Below are 16,360 nucleotides of genomic sequence, written 5' to 3'. Positions count from 1 at the left end.
CGAAAACGCCGCAGTGGCACCATAGATCCATGGCGCGACTCGACTACCAGGCTCTCAACTCCTCCATTCGATACCTGATGTTCTCGGTGTTCCAGATTCAGCCGGGCGTGCTCGGTGAGGACCGAGCCGGGGCAATCAAGGAGGCGCAGGCGTTCTTCGACGGACTGGCCGACAAGGGTGTGGTTCTGCGCGGGATCTACGACGTGGCGGGGCTGCGGGCCGACGCCGATTTCATGCTGTGGACCCATGCCGAGCGGGTCGAGGACTTGCAGGCCGCGTACTCCGATTTCCGACGGACCACCGAGCTGGGCAAAGCGAGTGCGCCGGTCTGGAGCAACGTGGCGGTGCACCGGCCCGCGGAGTTCAACAAGAGCCACATTCCGGCGTTCCTGGCAGGGGAGGACGCGGGGAACTACATCTGCGTCTACCCGTTCGTGCGGTCCTACGAGTGGTACCTGCTCCCCGACGAGGAGCGGCGCAAGATGCTCGCCGACCACGGCAAGGCCGCGCGTGGGTACCCGGATGTGCGGGCCAACACCGTGAGCTCGATGGCGCTGGGCGACTACGAGTGGATTCTCGCCTTCGAGGCCCCCGAGTTGCACCGGATCGTCGACCTGATGCGTGACCTGCGGGCCACCGAGGCGCGGCTGCACGTGCGCGAAGAGGTGCCGTTCTTCACCGGACCGCGCGTCGAGGTCGAACAGTTGATCACCGCACTGCCATAGCGGCGCGGACACCGAAGGCCCGATCATCAAGCGGGCCTTTCTCATCGGCCTGATGTCGCCACGATCCCGCGCTCACGTATCGTGAGCGGGCCGATTGTGGCTATGAGGGTGAGAGAGATTCGCGCGTGGTACCAGGGTGGGGAACGGACCGGACCGAAGAGGACCGATCCGCTGTAGCGGCTATCGATCGAAACGCACCGGAAACGGCGGAGCCGCGCCGCACTCCGGTGCAGTGGCTGCGCTCGGCGCGCACCGACCTGGTCGTCGCGGGTTGCTACCTGTCGCTCGCGGTTTTCGTACTCGCCGGGCTGTGGTCGAACCCGCGCAGTGGCTATCTGAGCAAGAGCGATCAGGACCAGACGCTGTTCGAGTGGTTCAATGCCATCACGGCACGAAACATCACCCACCTGGGAAGTCCGCTCAGCACGCAGCTGCAGAACTATCCCGACGGCGTGAACATGATGGCCAATACCCTCATGTACGGCTGGGGAGTACCGTTCACGCCGGTCACCCTGCTTTTCGGGCCGACCGTCACTTTCGTATCGGCGCTCACGTTCGGCCTGTCCGGTACCGCGTTCGCCTGGTACTGGGTGTTCTCGCGCGAGCTGGTGGCCTCGAAATTCGCCGCGGCCGTTGGTGGTGTGTTCTGCGGCTTCGCGCCCGCGATGATCGCGCACACCAATGGGCACGCGAATTTCGTTGTCCTGGTGTTGCTTCCGATCATCGCAATGCAGGTCATCAAAATGGCGCGGTACGCGGAGAACGCAGTCGGGGCACGACGGGTGTGGCAACCGCGCGCCGCCGTCGTGCTCGGACTGCTGGTCGCTCTGCAGCTCACGCTGGGTGAGGAGCCGCTGCTGATCTTCGCGCTCGGCTTCGCGGTCTTCGCGATGGCCTACCTACGCACCCGGGCCGCCATCGTGCTCGCGCTGCGTGCGACGGCCCCGTCGGTACTGCTCGCGGCGCTGATCACGTTGACGCTCACCGGTTTCGGGCTGTGGTGGCAGTTCGCCGGACCGCAGTCGTATCGATTCATCGGGATCGGCCGGGTCGGCAACGACATTCTGTCGCTGTTCCAGTTCTCGCCGGAATCGGCGGGCAGCATGTTCTCGTTCGGCCCCGATGTGAGCATCAATCCGACCGAGGACAACGCCTACTTCGGTTGGCCGCTACTGCTGCTCGTCGCTGTGGCCGTGTTCTTCCTGCGGCGCGAGCGCATCGTGCGGGCCGCGGCGATCGTCATCGTGGTGTTCACGACGCTGTCGCTCGGCATTGTGCTGTCCTTCGACGGCGTTGTGCGCTTCGGCGACGGCGACTTCGCCATGGTGCCGATGCCGTGGCTGGCCTTCGGGTGGATCCCGCCGCTGAACGGGATCATCGAATCACGGTTCGCCATGGCGGCCATTCCGGTCATCGCGATAATCCTGGCCATCGGCACCCAGCGGGCGATCGAATCGTGGCGCACCTCTGTATCGATGCGGCGGCCCGTCGCCTGGTTCGGCGCCCTGACCTTCGCGTTGTTGCCCATCGCGCCGACCATGCTGCCCGTCGAGGAACGCTCCGCGACGCCCGCGTTCTTCGCCGACGGCACTGTGCGGCAGTACGTCTCGGGCGGCTCGGTGGTGATCGTGCCGCCGCCCACCTCGGCGGACGCCGTCGCGCTGCGGTGGCAGGTCGACGCCGACTTCGCCTTCCCGCTCGCCGGCGGCTATTTCGTCGGCCCGAGCGGCGCGGACCGCGGGGCCGGTTACGGCGCCGACCCCCGGCCCACCGCGGTTCTGCTCATGCTGGTCCGGATGTTCGATACGGCTCCGGTCATCGACCGAGCTCTGCGCGAACAGGCCCTCTCGGACCTGCGTTACTGGCGCGCCGATGCGGTGGTGCTGCCGCCGTCGCAGAGCACCGACACCCTGCGTCGCACCGTGGACGACCTGCTCGGCATCCCGTCCGAGCAGGTGGACGGCGTGTGGGTGTGGGACGTGCGCGGTCTCGTGTGACGCCGTCCGGTCATTGATTCAATCAGTGATTGAAAAGCTGATTGAAACGTGTTTCACTTCTGGGTATGGTCGATGAGGTCAAGACGGGGACGCGGCAGCGACTGCTGATCGCCGCCGAAACATTGCTGCTGACCGAGCCCTACGACGAGGTCTCCGTGCGCGGCATCTGTGTCGCCGCCGGTGCGAACGCCGCCGCGGTGCACTACCACTTCGGATCGAAGGAAGCCCTGGTCGGTGCGCTGATCGAGGACCGGCTGGGACCGCTGTGGGCCGATGGTCTCGCCCGCGCGAGTGCCGGACCCGACTCGCTACCCGCCGTCGTCGACACGATCCTGGCCCCCTTCGTCCAGCTCGCCGGCGACCCCATGGGCCGCTTGCACCTTCGACTGTTGTCGAGGTTCGTGCTCGGACGCCATCTCACGACATGGCGGGGCCCATGGTTTCGGATGGGCACGTGGGTCGCGCTTCTTCCTGAGGTGAGTGACCGGGAGAGTCGCCGCCGGTGGATGCTCGCCTTCGATCTCATCATCATGCGTTTCGGCAGCCCCGAAATCGAGGAACACGGCATGGCGCAGCCGGACCTGGAGACGCTGCGAGATTTCGTGGTGGCCGGTTTGACCGCGCCGACGGGAGAACAGCTATGAACGACATCTTCGCACCGGCCCAGCTGGGTCCGATCACCTTGCGCAACAGGGTGATCAAGGCCGCGACCTTCGAAGGCCGCACGCCGGACGCCCTGGTCACCGAGGAACTGATCGACTTCCATCGGGAGGTCGCCGCCGGCGGTGTCGGCATGACCACCGTCGCGTACTGCGCGGTCGCGCCCGGCGGTCGCACCGATCGGCATCAGATCTGGATGCGCCCGGAAGCCGTTGCGGGACTGCGGAAGCTGACCGATGCCGTCCACGCGGAGGGTGCCGCGGCCAGCGCGCAGATCGGCCACGCCGGACCGGTGGCCAACGCCGCCTCCAATCGAGTGCCCGCGCTCGCGCCGAGCCGGATGTTCAACCCCCTCGGCATGAGATTCACCAAGACTCCCACCGTCGCCGAGATCGCCGACACCGTGGCCGCGCACGCCGATGCCGCACGCCTGGCCGAGCAGGCCGGATTCGACGCGGTGGAGATTCATCTCGGCCACAACTATCTGGCCAGCGCGTTCCTGAGCCCGCTGCTGAACCGACGCGAGGACGCCTACGGCGGCTCCCTGCTCAATCGGGCTCGAATGGCGCGGGAAATCGCCTGTGCGGTCAAGGATGCCGTGGGTGATCGGATCGCGATCACGGCCAAGATCAATATGGAGGACGGCCAGGCCGGTGGTCTCACCGTTCCCCAATCGCTGCAGGTGGCCGCCTGGCTCGAGGCCGACGGTGCGCTCGACGCCCTCGAATTGACCGCGGGCAGTTCGCTGCTGAACCCGATGATGTTGTTCCACGGCACACCCCCGCGCCGTTCCTTCGCGAAAACCCTGCCCAACCCGGCCCGCCTGGGGTTCCGTCTGGTCGGGAAGTCCTTCCTGAAGGAGTACCCGTACCAGGAGGCGTACCTGCTCGAGCGGGCCCGCCACTTCCGGCGCGCACTGTCGATGCCGCTGATCCTGTTGGGCGGCATCACCAATCTCGACACCATGCGCCTGGCCAGGACCGAGGGCTTCGAGTTCGTCGCCATGGGCCGGGCCCTGCTGCGCGAACCGAATCTGTTGCGCCGCATCCGAACCGATGAGTCCACCCGCTCGGCCTGTGTGCACTGCAACGAATGCATGCCCACCATCTACTCGGGCACGCGCTGCCTGTACCGCCCCACCTTGTCGCGCGAGCCGATCCAGCTGACACTCGGCTGAACACACCCGAACAGAGAGGCACATCGTGCCCGCCATACAGCGAACAACTGGGAGATCGCGCATGCGGATCGAGGGCAGCGTCTTCGTCGTCACCGGAGCCGGGAACGGCATCGGACGATGCGTCGTGTCGGAGCTGATCGCCCGTGGCGCGGTCGTGGTCGGCGCTGATCGTGATGAGCAGGCGTTGGCCATCACCGCCGCACTGGTGACGGACCGCGAGCGTTTCACCGCCTATCCGATCGATATTTGCGACCGTGCCGCCGTGGCCGCGTTCCCCGGCAGGGTGATCGCCTCCCACGGGCGAGTCGACGGCCTGTTCAACATCGCGGGAATCGCCCAGGAACTCCAGACCGTGGCAGAGCTCAGCGACGCCCGGATCGAAACGCTGATGCAGGTGAACTTCTTCGGCGCGGTGTGGATGTCGCGGGCCTTCCTCCCGCACCTGCGGCAACGCCCCCGCGGCGTCATCATGAACACCTCGAGCCTGTCGGCGATCGTCCCGGTGCCCGGCTCAGCGGTGTACGGCGCGTCGAAGGCCGCGCTCGCCCTGTTCAGTTACGGGCTGGCGCAGGATTTGCGTGGCCGCTCGAACGTCACGGTCACCACGGTGCTTCCGGGTTCGGTCTGGACCGACCTGGTGCGCAGGGTAGCCCGGCAAATGGGCGCGCCCGAGTGGCTCGCCAAGGGATTCTCCGCCGAGCCCGAGCGGGTGGCGCGCCGGATCGTGGATACGACCGCGAGGGGTAAGGGCCGTGTCGTGATCGGCAAGGACGCCCACGTCTACGACGCCGTCCGGCGGTTCAGCACCCGACTCGCCGATCGGCTGTCCTACGTACAGGTCGGCCACGGTGTCTACCCCGAGCGCACCGCGCCCGCCCGCAGCTGAATCAGCGTTTCAGCTGGTCGACCCCTCCGCGGGGCGCAAGCGCAGCGAGATCGAGTTGATGCAGTAGCGCTGGTCGGTGGGAGTGGGGTAGCCCTCGCCCTCGAACACGTGCCCGAGGTGGCTGTGGCAGTTCGCGCAGATCACCTCGACCCGGCGCATCCCCAGGGTGTCGTCGGGCTTGAGGATCACCGCGTCGGAATCGGCGGGATCGAAGAACGACGGCCACCCGCAGTGGGAGTCGAATTTCTCTGTGCTGCGGAACAATTCGGCGTCGCAGGCGCGACAGGTGTAGACGCCCTCGGTCTTGGTGTCGGTGTATTCGCCGATGAACGGGCGCTCGGTGGCGGCCTCGCGCAGAACGGCGTATTCCTCGGGGTCCAATTTCGCCCGCCATTGCTGCGGCGTCAGCTGGATGCGCGGCGTGGGCAACGAAGTTTCAGAACTCATGGCTCCACGCTAATGGTTTCGGCCGGTGCGCGCCGTGAGCGGTGCGTCACCGGCCGATAACTACTTGAGTGCGGGCTCGCGGTCCTCGACCGGCGCCACCGGATCCTCGCGGTGCGGCGGAGTGTCGGCGACCGGTGCCACGGGCGCCGGTTCGTCGGTGCCGTCGCGTGAATCGGGCGCATTCGCGATCCAGGTCGGGTCGATCCCGAACTGCAGCCTGCCCTCGCGACGCGCGGCCAGATACCGGTCGCCGAGCACACAGAACACGACGATGAGCAGCAACCCCCAGCCGAAGGTCACCCGCAGGTACTCGAGGTTGCGGCCGACGCCCTGCCAGCGATCGGAGAGCCACTTGTCGTAGGTCATGAACCCGAAGATCGCCAGCCACGCGGGCCAGTTGCGCAGCACGGAATTTCGTAGCACCACGGTCATCAGGAACGGGAAGACCATCATCGAGTAGTACATCTGGCCCAGCGAGGGCAGCAGGAACCACGCGGTGAGCAGCACGCCGGAGAACGTGGTGACGAAGAACAGCTCGTCGTGGCGGTAGTAGCGCCACAGCAGCCACAGCGACACCGCCACCACACCGGCCATCAGGACCTTGACCAGCAGGATCAGCCACTCCGGCAAGCCGTAGTAGAGCCCGTTGCCGCCGACCGAGCTGTTGAAGTAGTCGCGCGTCTCAGCCAGGTACGGCAGAACTCGGGTGAAGAACTTCTCGGGGTCCGCCGACAGCGGCCACGCGATGGCGGTGAGCGTCAACGGCACACCGAGCGCGGTGATGAACACCTTCCACTGGCCGCGAACGGCCGCCACCAGCAGCAACGGCGCCAGTGTCGGCTTCACCGCGATGCTCAAACCGAGCGCAACACCGGCCCAGAGGTCCCGACGCGCCAGGAGCAGCGTGATGAACACCAGCTCGGCCAGCAGCAGGCAGCCGTTGACGTTGGTGAAGACCAACGTGTTGGTCACCGTCTCGGAGGCGAACATCGCCAGCAGCAGCGCGGGCGCGGCGATCGAGCCGAGGCCGAACTTGAACAGGCGAAGCAGCAGGTACCAGGCGAGCAGGATCGCGGCGGCGTTGAGCCCGATGAACAGCCAGCGCGACAGCTCGTAGTCGATGATCGCCACCGGCGCGATCAGCAGCGTTCCGCTCGGATAGTAGAGATAGTGCGGATCGACCGACGAGAAGTCGGCGGTGTACAGCGGCCTGCCGTTCAGGAACTCGAACGAGGCGTTGTACACAGGCCGGTAGTCATCGGTGACGAAGCCGTTGATCGCCTTGATGAAGACGCGGTTCAGCACCATCATGACCGCGAAGGGCCAGAGCGCGAACTTGATCACCTCGGCGGAGGTGCGAGCGGTACGGGGCTCGAGCTGTCGGAACAACACTGGGGCACGGTACACCGGATCGGGTTGCGATGGTGTCGCCGGACCCGGATGACGCGCCGGAACCCGGCGGTTGCCCCGACCGGATCAGGCCGGGCAGGCGCCGCCGTCGGCAGGCAGTTTCGCCTCCGCGAGGTAGTCGGTGACGGCCTTCTGCGCGCACCCGGAATGGGTGACGACCGGATGCCCCCAGCCCTGCCAGGTCATCGTGGCGTGCCGGGCGCCCGCCGAGCCGAGCGCGCCGGTCACCGAGGCGGCGGCCCCGCCGACGATCGGATCGGCGGCACCGGCGAACACCAGCACCGGCAGGTCGAGTTCCGTCGGCAGTGGCGCCGCGGTGGAGACCGGCCAAGCCGAGCAGACCATCAGCCCGATGGCGGCATTACGCCCGAATACCGGATATTTGCTCGCCCATGTGCCGGCGAGTTCACGAGCCTTGTCCGCGGTCGGGGGCTGCTGGCTGTCGGTGCAGCGGTTCACGAACTCGCCGTCGGAGGTGATCGCGGCCGCCTCGCGCACGATCATGGCCGACAGCGGTCCGCGATCGCCACGGTCGGCGGCGGCCAGGACGTCGGCCAGCGCGGTGACCCGATTCGCCTGGTCGCCACGGGGACTGGACAGGAAACCGGTGAGCGCGGTCGACAGGTCCGCGGCCGAGATCTCGCCGAGCCCGCCGCTGGTCGCCTTGTTCATCAGCGCGACGACTGCCGCGCGGGGATCGGCTCCGAGGGCGCAGTTGGCGGCCTTACAGCGTTGGGCGAACGCGGTGAGCGCCGCTTCGGCGCCGGTGACGCGCGCCTCGGCCATGGTGGTGGCGTCGGCGCCGACCGGTTCGGGGGCGTCGAGCACCAGTCGAGCCAGGTGGTCGCCGTAGCGGCGGGCGTAGCTCAGGGCCACTTTGGCGCCGTTGCCCGCGCCGAGCAGATTGATCTTGTCGACCTGCCACTGCTTGCGCAGCTGCTCGATGTCGTCGGCGGCATGCGGTGCGTCGAACGTGCCCTCGTAGGGCTGCAGGAAATCCCGGCAGGCGATGGTGGCGTCCTGGCTGAAGCCCGCGACGGCGCCGACCTGATCGGCGTTGCCCACCCCGGTCTGGCCGAGGTCGGTCATCACCGCGCGCAGCTGCGCCGGAATGCAGTCGATGGGCTGGGAGGCCCCGATGCCGCGCCGGTCCACCGCGACGATCGGTTGCGCGGCCAGCAACGCGCTGTTGGGCCCGATCGCCAGACCGGCCAGCGTCGACGCCGACGAACGATCCGAACCGGAGGTGAGCACCAGCGGGGCCGCGTCGGCGGGGGTCTGCGGCAGACGGGCCCGCAGGGCGCCGGCGCGGAAGGTGCCGAGCACGGTGCCCGCGGTGTCGATCGGCGTCGAGAACTCGGCGCAGTCGAGGACCAGCCCCGCGGGGGCGGCGCCGAAGTCGAGCGAGCTCAGGGTGGCCGCGGTGCAGTCACGCCAGGCCAGATCGGTCTTGGGCACCTCCGCCTTTGCCAGATCCTGGGGCGCGGGAGCTTCGGTCTGGGCGCCACCGGCCCCCGGGCGCTCGACGGCGACGACAGGCCGATCAGACGGTCCGGCCCCACAGCCCGCGAGCATGATCGACAGTGTCGCGGCCGTTGCCGCGGCCCGAGTCCAACGCATGCGCTACACACTGCCAGGTTCGGCGCCAGGTTTCATCGACGGGCCCAGCGGGCCAGGACGGTGCCGTCCTCGGCGAGCACCAACTGCTTGCGGGCCATCGGTAGGTCGAATGAGCTCGCCGACAGCGAGATTCGCCCGCCCGCGCCCCCGACCAGCATCGGGGCGGTGGTCAGGCACAGTTCGTCGACCAGGTCCGCCTCGGCCAACTGCCCGAACAGATGTGGTCCGCCCTCACACAGCACCCGGTGCAGACCGCGTTCGGCGAACACCCGGATCAGCGCGGCGGGCATGATCGCGGCCTCACCGGCGAAAACCACCTGTGCGCCCGCGTCCTCGAGGGCGCTGACCTGCGCCGAGTTCGCATGCCTCGTGGTGACGATCAGCGGCGGCACCTCGGCGTCGGTGAAGAATTTCGAGCCGGGATCGAGCTCGGCGGAGGCGGTGACCACCGCGATCGGCGGCGGGGTGCCCTCGGGATGCCCGCCGATCCCGTGCCGGTGGTGCGCGATGCGCCGTTGCGGGTCCGTATGCGCGCCGCCGTAGTTCTCCGCGCGCAGCGTGCCCGCGCCGATGACGATCACATCGGCCAGCTCGCGCAGGACCGTGAACACTGTCTTGTCCGCTGCGGTGCCCAGCCCTTCGGAAACGCCGTCGACGGTGAACGCGCCGTCGATGCTGCTCACGAAGTTCGCCCGCACCCAGGGACCGTCCAGATGCCGTGGATAGGCATAGCACCTGGCCAGTGCGTCGGGGTCGAGGTCTGCGAGCTGGGTCACATTGTGGATACGCTGCATAGGGATCGATGCAACCACGTCCGTACCATTTGTCCATGCAAGAACGCCTTGTCGATCGCCATCCGGAGGTCCCGGCCGACCAACTCGTCGCGCAGATGGTGCCCCCGCCCATGTTCGACGAGGTCAGCTTCGCCTCCTACATCCCCGACCCCAAGGAACCGAGCCAAGCGGCCGCGGTTACCAAGGCGGAGGAATTCGCAGGTCAGGTGGCGAAAATCCACAAGGCCGCCTCGAAGAAGAGCCTCTTCGGCAAGAAGAAGGCCGTGTCGGGAGCAGGCCTGTATCTCGACGGCGGCTTCGGTGTGGGCAAGACCCACCTGCTCGCCTCGATCTTCCACAGCTCCCCGGCGCCGAAGTCGTTCGGCACCTTCGGCGAGGTCACCAACCTGGTCGGCGCGCTGGGCTTCAACAACGCGGTCGAACGGCTCTCCGCCAACAGCGTGCTGTGCATCGACGAGTTCGAACTCGACGATCCGGGCGACACGATGCTGGTCTCGCGACTGCTCACCGAGTTGTCGGCCCGTGGCGTCTCCATCGTGGCGACCTCCAACACGCTGCCCGGACAGCTGGGCGAGGGCCGTTTCGCGGCCTCGGACTTCCTGCGCGAGATCAAGAAGCTCGGCTCGATCTTCGATCCGGTCCGCGTCGACGGGCCCGACTACCGCCACCGCGACCTGCCGCCGGCCCCGGAACCCACCTCGAACGAGTCGCTCCTCGAGCGTGCCGCGACCACCCCGGGGTCCACGCTCGACGAGTTCGACGTGCTGCTCGAGCATCTGAGCACCCTGCACCCGTCCAAGTTCGGTGCGCTGATCCAGGGCGTGGCCTCGGTGTTCATCTCCGATGTGCACACCGTGACCGATCAGGCTGTCGCGCTGCGGGTGGTCGTGCTGGCCGACCGCCTCTACGACGCGAGCATCCCGGTGACGGTCTCGGGCGTCAAACTCGACGAGATCTTCTCGAAGGAGATGCTGGACGGCGGCTACCGCAAGAAGTACCTGCGCGCGATCTCGCGTCTGCTCGCGCTGTCGCGCTTCGAGGCCGCTGCCGCGTAAGCGCGTCCGCGGCGGGCCGAGCTGTTCGGCTCGTCGCGGACCACGCGGTGCAGTCGGCTGTCACAGCGTCCGCTCGTAGACGAAATCGGAATGCAGCTGGCTGCCGACCATGAAGGTCTTGGTGCCCACCTGCCGAAAGCCGTGCTTGGCGTAGAACTTCTGCGCGCGTTCGTTGGCCTGGTTGACCCCCAGCCACACCGCGTCCGCGCCCGCCAGCCGCGCGGTGTCGACCGCGGCCTCCATCATCGCCCCGGCTACGCCGCTGCCGTGGTGCCCTGGCAGCACGTACATCTTGCTCAGCTCGACCACCGACCCGGCGTGTACCCGCGCGGCGACCTCGGAGTCGCTCGGCCTGCCCGCGACGAGCATGGCGTAGCCGACGATCTCGTCACCCTCCACGGCCTTGAGCACTGTCCTGGTCGGGTCGGACAGGTATTCGCCGAAACGTTCGCCGGAGAGCACCTGCTCGAGGAAGATCTCGATGTCGGCCGCGGTGGCCTCGGGCGGGCAGGCCAGCGGAAAGGTCGCGGCGGCGACATCGCTGAGCGCCTCGGCATCCCAGAGCCCGGCCCGGTCGACGACGACGGAACTGTTGGTCATCCTTCCAGTACAGCATGGCTCGCCTCAGCTGCGATGGGACTGTGGGCCGATACAGTGCGGTGGCACCGGGCCTACCTTGCCGAGTACTGTCCTGCGCATGACGAGCGGTAGCCGCATCGGGATCGTCGGTGCGGGAGTGGCGGGTTTGGCCTGCGCGAAGGTATTGAGTCAGGCGGGTTTCCCGGTCGAAGTCTTCGACCGGGCCCCCGACGTCGGCGGTGTGTGGAGTGCCACTCGCCGGTATCCAGGACTTCGCGCGCAGAACAGCAAGTCCACGTACGCGTTCAGCGATCACCCGATGCCCGAAGATTTCCCCCGCTGGCCCGACGGTCAGCAGATGCAGGCCTACCTGGCCGGATACGTGCAGGAGTTCGGCCTCGGCCCGCACCTGCGCCTCGGCACCGAGGTGGTGGCGGCCGACCCGGTCGACAGCGGCTGGTTGCTCGAGATCCGCGACCACAGGGGCGGGCACCGCACCACCTGCGATCACCTGATCGTCGCCAACGGCGTCTACAGCGACCCGGTGCTGCCCGACCTGCCGGGCGCCGCGGCTTTCCGTGCCGCGGGCGGGCGACTGTGCCATGTCTCGGAGTTCCACGATGTCGAGCAGGCGCGCGACCGCTCGGTGGTCGTGCTCGGCTACGGCAAGTCCGCCTGTGACGTGGCCGAGGCCGTCAGCCATATCGCCGACGAAACCACCGTGGTGGCGCGCCGACTCACCTGGAAGATGCCGCGCAAACTCGGCTTCGGCATGGACTACGAGCGCCTGCTGCTGACCCGCGCGGGTGAGGCGCACTTCCCCTCCCGCTTCCCGCACCGCGCCGAACGACTACTCGACTGGCTCGCCGTGCGCCAGTCGAACATGGACCTGCTGCAGGAGCGGGTGACGCGCAAGCTGCGGCTGCGTGAGCTCGACCTGGTGCCGACGGGCCCGATCTCCGAGATCGGCACCAGCAGCGCGAGCTTGGCCACCGAAGGCTTCACCGAGCAGGTCGAGGCGGGCCGGATCAGCGTGCACCGCGACACCGAGATCACCGAACTGATCGGTGGGCGACACGGTCCCGCGGTGCGCCTGGCCGACGGCAGCCTGAAATTGGCCGAGATCGTCGTCTGCGCCACCGGATACCGGCAGGAGGTGCCGTTCCTCACCCCGTTCGTGCGCCGCGCCCTCACCGACGAGACGAGCGATTTCCGGCTCTACCGCCACATCCTGCCGGTGGAGGTCCCCAACCTGAGCTTCGCCGGCTACAACAGCTCCCACGTGAGCGCGCTCAGCGCCGAGGTGGGCGCGCACTGGATCGCCGGCCTGCTCACGGGCAGGTTCGTGCCCCCGATGGCCGAGCTGATGAACAACGAGATCGACGCGCGCCTGGAGTGGTCGCGCGAGCGCAGCGACGGAAACCACGCGCACGGTGCCTCGGTGGTCCCGTTCTCGCTGGCCAATATCGACGAGATGCTCGACGATCTCGGCACGCCGCTGCCGTTCAGGTCGAGGCTGGCGCAGTGGGTGCGACCCGTGCGGCCGTCGTCCTACCGCGGGGTGCTGCGCACTCGCGCGGTGGCCGCTCCCGTGGCGCCCACGCCGGCGCCCGTAGCCGAGAGGTAGCCGACACGCCGGATCGCCGTCGGCAACGCCGACGGCGATCGGTGCGTTGGTGATAATCCTCGCGTGGACGCGCTGGATCTGAACCTACTGCTCGCTCTCGACGCGCTGCTCGACACCAACAGCGTGACCGAGGCGGCCCGGCGACTACACACCTCGACCTCGGCGATGAGTCGCACCCTCACCCGACTGCGCGAGGTACTCGGCGATCCGCTGCTCGTTCGTTCCGGCAGACAGATGGTGCCGACGCCGCGAGCGCTGGAACTGCGCCACGATGTGGCGAGCCTGGTCGATCAGGGACGGCTGTTGCTCACCGCCCGCGACGGACACGGGCCGGGCAGACACCGCGACTTCGTTGTCCGCGTCGGCGATTCGGTGGGTGCCCACCTGTCCGGTCCGCTGCTGGCAGCGGTCCACGCCCAGCTGCCGGGGGTGACGGTGCGGCTGCTCGCGGCCGACGCCGCCGACGGCGCGGTGGCGCTGCGCGACGGCCGGGTCGACGTCGAAGTCGGCATGATCGGGCAGACCGACCCGGAAACGGTGGTCAAGCGTCTGTTCACCGATCGCTGGATCGGCGTCGCCGCTCCCGACCACCCGTTCGCCACCGACCGCCCTACCGTCGCCGCCTACGCCTCGGCGCGCCATCTGGAGGTTTCGCCCACCGGTCGCACGCACGGCCCGATCGACGACCGCCTCGCGCTGCACGGGCGCACCCGCCGAGTGGTCGCCACCGTCGCCGACCTGCCCACCGCGCTGCTCACCCTCGCCTCGACCGAATTGGTCTGCCCGGCACCGGAACTACTGTCCCGAGCCGCACGCACCGCGCTCGGCCTGGCGATGTTCGAGATCCCGCTGCCGCTACCGGCCCCCGTCGTCGCCATGGCCTGGCATCCGCGCAATACCGCCGACGCGGGCCATCGCGCCCTGCGTGACCTCATCGGCGCCGTCGCGCACGACGCCCCGAAGCCGGACGTGGACCCGGGTCTCGTCCCGCTGGCGAAGCCCGCCTGACGCACGCGACGCGCTCGTCAGCCGTTCACGCGGGGCCGAGCCGGAAGTTCCCGCTGTCGCGGAGCTCTCGTGTGGCCGGAAGTCGGCTCAGCCGAGGTCCGGGGTCGGCGGTCCGAAGACGTCGCGGCGGCCCGGCGGGAGACCGGCCGAGCGTTTCAGCTCGTCGAGCATGGCCTGCAGCTTGTCGACGTGGGCGCGTTCGATGTCGAAGGCGCGGTAGGTGCCGGTGACGGTGATCCCGGCCGAATCGGTGGCGGTCGGCGGAATCGGATCGGCCACAGGGCGTTCCAGGGGATCGGACGGGCTCGTCGACATGCCGCGGCCGGTCGGCAGGCCGAGGGTCGGTGGATCGGCGACGGCCGGGTCGTCGACCGGGTGATCGTCGTTCGTGAGCGCCGCGTGACTCGTGAGCGGCGCCTGGTCCGGCCGGCCGTGGTGGCCGGACAGCCCACCGGTGTTCGCCGGTCGACTCGGGGCGGCCGGGCTGTCGCCGGCCTCCGGCGCGCCGTCGACGTGCGAGGAGCTGCCGGCACGCGGCGGATCCACCGCGACATGGTTCGGCTGGGTGGTGAGTTCTGTCGGTGGAGTGAGACGTGGGGGCGGGCCCGAGACGGTCTGCGGCGCGGGGGTCTCGCCGGTGGTCAGGCGGTCGTGCGGGGTGAAATCCTCGAACAGGGATTCGGCGCGGCGGGTGGAGCCGGTGGTGAAGCCGTTGCGGGCGTGGTCGCTTCGGTCCGGAGCCGCCGGCGCGGGTTCCTCGGTGAAGGACCAGTGGATGCTGTTGGCGGTGTTGCCCACTGGCTCGGCCTTCGCCGACGTGACACCATTGCCGTTGCTGGACAGTCTGTTCGGCGACGGAACATCTAGTCGATCGCCTCCGGTGGCCTCACCCTCGGTCGGCTTCTTGACCGGGCGGGCCCGCTCGATACCGGCAGCGGAGCTGATTTCCCCCGTCAGCGGATCTCCAGCCGCAGCCTCGGTCCGCGCCGACTGCGCGTCGACCGGTGGGCCCGAAACATGCTTCGCCGCACCGGGACCGAGGTCGAACCCGGTGGCGCCGCCGATCGTCACGTCACCCTCGCGCACGACGGTGCTCACCTCGGCGCTCCCCGGCAGGGTCGCGATCGCCGCGGTGTCACTCCCCGACGCTGCGCCGTTGTCCGCGTCATCGGGGACCGAGGTGGGCGGGCGATCCTCGGAGAGCGCCGTCGCGGTGGCCCTTGTCGAGGCAGGCGCGCTCGGTCCGGGCGTGCGTTCGACAGCCGGTGCGGTCAAGACCGTTCCGATCGCCGTGGGCACCGAGGAGCCGTTGCGTGGGGACGCGATGTCACCGGCCACACCGTGGGCGGCGCCGTTGGTCCCGTTGGTCGAGGTCGTGTTGCCGACCGAGGCGGCCGCGACCCTCTCGCCGGACGCGCTGCCGGTCGGCGTTGCCCCGCTGAGCCGTGTGGGCGCAGCCCGACGGCTCGGCGGTTCGCCACCCGCGCCGTTGCCGCCGGCCGCGACGACCGGATCACTGTCGAACGAGGTCGATTGGGCGAAGGGCGCCGCCTCGGGGCGGGGGACCGGCGTCGCGGCCATGGCGGTGGGATCGCCGAGGTGGTCGGTGCTCGGCCGGGCGGGAGAGTTGCGGCGTTCGAGCGGGGGCCGCGAGCCCTCGTCGTCGCGATTCCGGTGCGGCGGTAAGGGATCGGAGGGCCTGGGCTGGTCATCCGGTCCGTCGGTGGCGCGTTCGGCGGCCTCCGCGGCTTCGCGGACCTCGCGGCGGCTGCGTGTGCCCCGGGCTGGACGGCCCGAATCGGGCTCGCCGTCGTTGTCGAGGGCATCGAGGCGAGAGCTCAGGCGTGAAATGTCCTGTGACGCACGGAATGCCCAGGATTCCAGGCGCCTGATCCGGATGTGGTCGGGCAGATCCTCGTCGACCGGGAAGGTGGGTACATCGAGTTGGACCCGCGCGGCGACGATATCGAGCTTGTCGCTGACCTCGCGCAGCGCCGTGGCGATGCTCGCCAGCATCGACCCGATGGATTCGTCGTGCTCAGCGTGGTTCATGCACACCCTACTTCCCGTGGTCGCCCGAGCGTGCCCGCCTCGGCCGCAGCGATCATATCCACCGGGGCGACAGCACGTGTTGTCGTGACTGCCTACGCGACGCGCCGAACTGATTCGCAATCAGGATGAAATGGACATGCAACAGGCCGGGTCTGTGTATCGAAATGATCAAGATCTAGGCGTCTTTGTGCGACGTTGGCACAATGAAATGGCTTGATATACAAGCAGAGTCGCATTTGTGATATCTATCACCGGGCGGTGACGCACCCGAACGCGGGTCAAGGGGGCTGGCGCCTTTTCTGTGGCTGCGGGAACCTGATGTC

The 16,360-nt window shown here is 68.5% G+C and carries 14 protein-coding genes; 8 read left to right on the top strand and 6 right to left on the bottom strand.

Annotation, left to right across the window (positions count from 1 at the left end):
* Nucleotides 1–29: 29 nt before the first annotated feature.
* The 5 genes from hemQ (at nt 30) to QX204_RS21295 (ending at nt 5,445) form a co-directional block, all read left to right on the top strand.
* Entirely contained in the window at nt 30–725 is a 696-nt protein-coding gene (gene hemQ / locus QX204_RS21315; protein ID WP_301901777.1) for a hydrogen peroxide-dependent heme synthase, read from the top strand.
* Nucleotides 726–952: 227 nt separating this feature from the next.
* The gene (locus QX204_RS21310; protein ID WP_301901775.1) at nt 953–2,722 is read left to right on the top strand and encodes a glycosyl transferase; all 1,770 of its coding nucleotides are present in this window, start codon (nt 953–955) and stop codon (nt 2,720–2,722) included.
* Nucleotides 2,723–2,787: 65 nt separating this feature from the next.
* Nucleotides 2,788–3,366, top strand: a complete 579-nt coding sequence (locus tag QX204_RS21305) for a TetR/AcrR family transcriptional regulator (protein WP_301901773.1) — start codon at nt 2,788–2,790, stop codon at nt 3,364–3,366.
* The gene (locus QX204_RS21300; protein WP_301901772.1) at nt 3,363–4,559 is read left to right on the top strand and encodes an NADH:flavin oxidoreductase; all 1,197 of its coding nucleotides are present in this window, start codon (nt 3,363–3,365) and stop codon (nt 4,557–4,559) included. Before QX204_RS21305 ends, QX204_RS21300 begins: the two co-directional genes overlap by 4 nt.
* Nucleotides 4,560–4,620: 61 nt before the next feature.
* On the top strand, nt 4,621–5,445 hold the full coding sequence (locus tag QX204_RS21295) for an SDR family NAD(P)-dependent oxidoreductase (protein WP_301901771.1): 825 nt from the start codon (nt 4,621–4,623) through the stop codon (nt 5,443–5,445).
* 9 nt (nt 5,446–5,454) lie between these two features.
* On the opposite strand, the gene msrB is transcribed toward QX204_RS21295, so the two are convergent.
* From msrB to QX204_RS21275, 4 genes are all read right to left on the bottom strand, one after another.
* Complete coding sequence (gene msrB, locus QX204_RS21290; RefSeq protein WP_301901770.1) at nt 5,455–5,892, bottom strand: peptide-methionine (R)-S-oxide reductase MsrB; 438 nt, start codon at nt 5,890–5,892, stop codon at nt 5,455–5,457.
* 60 nt (nt 5,893–5,952) lie between these two features.
* Nucleotides 5,953–7,284, bottom strand: a complete 1,332-nt coding sequence (locus QX204_RS21285) for a glycosyltransferase family 87 protein (protein WP_301901769.1) — start codon at nt 7,282–7,284, stop codon at nt 5,953–5,955.
* Nucleotides 7,285–7,368: 84 nt separating this feature from the next.
* The gene (locus tag QX204_RS21280; RefSeq protein ID WP_301901768.1) at nt 7,369–8,922 is read right to left on the bottom strand and encodes an alpha/beta hydrolase; all 1,554 of its coding nucleotides are present in this window, start codon (nt 8,920–8,922) and stop codon (nt 7,369–7,371) included.
* Nucleotides 8,923–8,954: 32 nt separating this feature from the next.
* Nucleotides 8,955–9,698: a pyrimidine reductase family protein gene (locus QX204_RS21275; protein WP_367620141.1), complete on the bottom strand. Its 744-nt coding sequence runs from the start codon at nt 9,696–9,698 to the stop codon at nt 8,955–8,957.
* A 53-nt stretch (nt 9,699–9,751) separates the two neighbouring features.
* Between QX204_RS21275 and zapE the strand changes: the two genes are divergently transcribed.
* The gene (gene zapE, locus QX204_RS21270) at nt 9,752–10,771 is read left to right on the top strand and encodes a cell division protein ZapE (RefSeq protein ID WP_301901766.1); all 1,020 of its coding nucleotides are present in this window, start codon (nt 9,752–9,754) and stop codon (nt 10,769–10,771) included.
* A 60-nt stretch (nt 10,772–10,831) separates the two neighbouring features.
* Here the strand turns inward: zapE and QX204_RS21265 are convergent, their stop codons facing one another.
* Nucleotides 10,832–11,371 (bottom strand): GNAT family N-acetyltransferase, encoded by a 540-nt coding sequence (locus QX204_RS21265; protein WP_301901765.1) that lies wholly within the window; start codon nt 11,369–11,371, stop codon nt 10,832–10,834.
* A gap of 97 nt (nt 11,372–11,468) precedes the next feature.
* On the opposite strand from QX204_RS21265, the gene QX204_RS21260 reads away from it, so the two are divergent.
* Nucleotides 11,469–12,977, top strand: a complete 1,509-nt coding sequence (locus QX204_RS21260) for a flavin-containing monooxygenase (RefSeq protein WP_301901763.1) — start codon at nt 11,469–11,471, stop codon at nt 12,975–12,977.
* 63 nt (nt 12,978–13,040) lie between these two features.
* Nucleotides 13,041–13,985, top strand: coding sequence for a LysR family transcriptional regulator (locus tag QX204_RS21255; RefSeq protein ID WP_301901761.1), 945 nt, complete (start codon nt 13,041–13,043; stop codon nt 13,983–13,985).
* A gap of 87 nt (nt 13,986–14,072) precedes the next feature.
* Here QX204_RS21255 and QX204_RS21250 read toward each other — a convergent pair whose 3' ends face one another.
* Nucleotides 14,073–16,037: a hypothetical protein gene (locus tag QX204_RS21250; protein ID WP_301901759.1), complete on the bottom strand. Its 1,965-nt coding sequence runs from the start codon at nt 16,035–16,037 to the stop codon at nt 14,073–14,075.
* Nucleotides 16,038–16,360: the final 323 nt, after the last annotated feature.

Source organism: Nocardia sp. PE-7, from assembly GCF_030486425.1.
In the GTDB taxonomy this organism is placed as follows: Bacteria; Actinomycetota; Actinomycetes; order Mycobacteriales; family Mycobacteriaceae; genus Nocardia; species Nocardia salmonicida_A.
This window is presented reverse-complemented; position numbering and strand designations above follow the sequence as displayed.

Coding starts and splice junctions, on each gene's coding strand:
- hemQ (WP_301901777.1), top strand. CDS start 30: ATGGCGCGACTCGACTACCAGGCTCTCAACTCCTCCATTCGATACCTG.
- QX204_RS21305 (WP_301901773.1), top strand. CDS start 2,788: ATGGTCGATGAGGTCAAGACGGGGACGCGGCAGCGACTGCTGATCGCC.
- QX204_RS21300 (WP_301901772.1), top strand. CDS start 3,363: ATGAACGACATCTTCGCACCGGCCCAGCTGGGTCCGATCACCTTGCGC.
- QX204_RS21295 (WP_301901771.1), top strand. CDS start 4,621: ATGCGGATCGAGGGCAGCGTCTTCGTCGTCACCGGAGCCGGGAACGGC.
- msrB (WP_301901770.1), bottom strand. CDS start 5,892: ATGAGTTCTGAAACTTCGTTGCCCACGCCGCGCATCCAGCTGACGCCG.
- QX204_RS21280 (WP_301901768.1), bottom strand. CDS start 8,922: ATGCGTTGGACTCGGGCCGCGGCAACGGCCGCGACACTGTCGATCATG.
- zapE (WP_301901766.1), top strand. CDS start 9,752: ATGCAAGAACGCCTTGTCGATCGCCATCCGGAGGTCCCGGCCGACCAA.
- QX204_RS21265 (WP_301901765.1), bottom strand. CDS start 11,371: ATGACCAACAGTTCCGTCGTCGTCGACCGGGCCGGGCTCTGGGATGCC.
- QX204_RS21260 (WP_301901763.1), top strand. CDS start 11,469: ATGACGAGCGGTAGCCGCATCGGGATCGTCGGTGCGGGAGTGGCGGGT.
- QX204_RS21250 (WP_301901759.1), bottom strand. CDS start 16,037: ATGAACCACGCTGAGCACGACGAATCCATCGGGTCGATGCTGGCGAGC.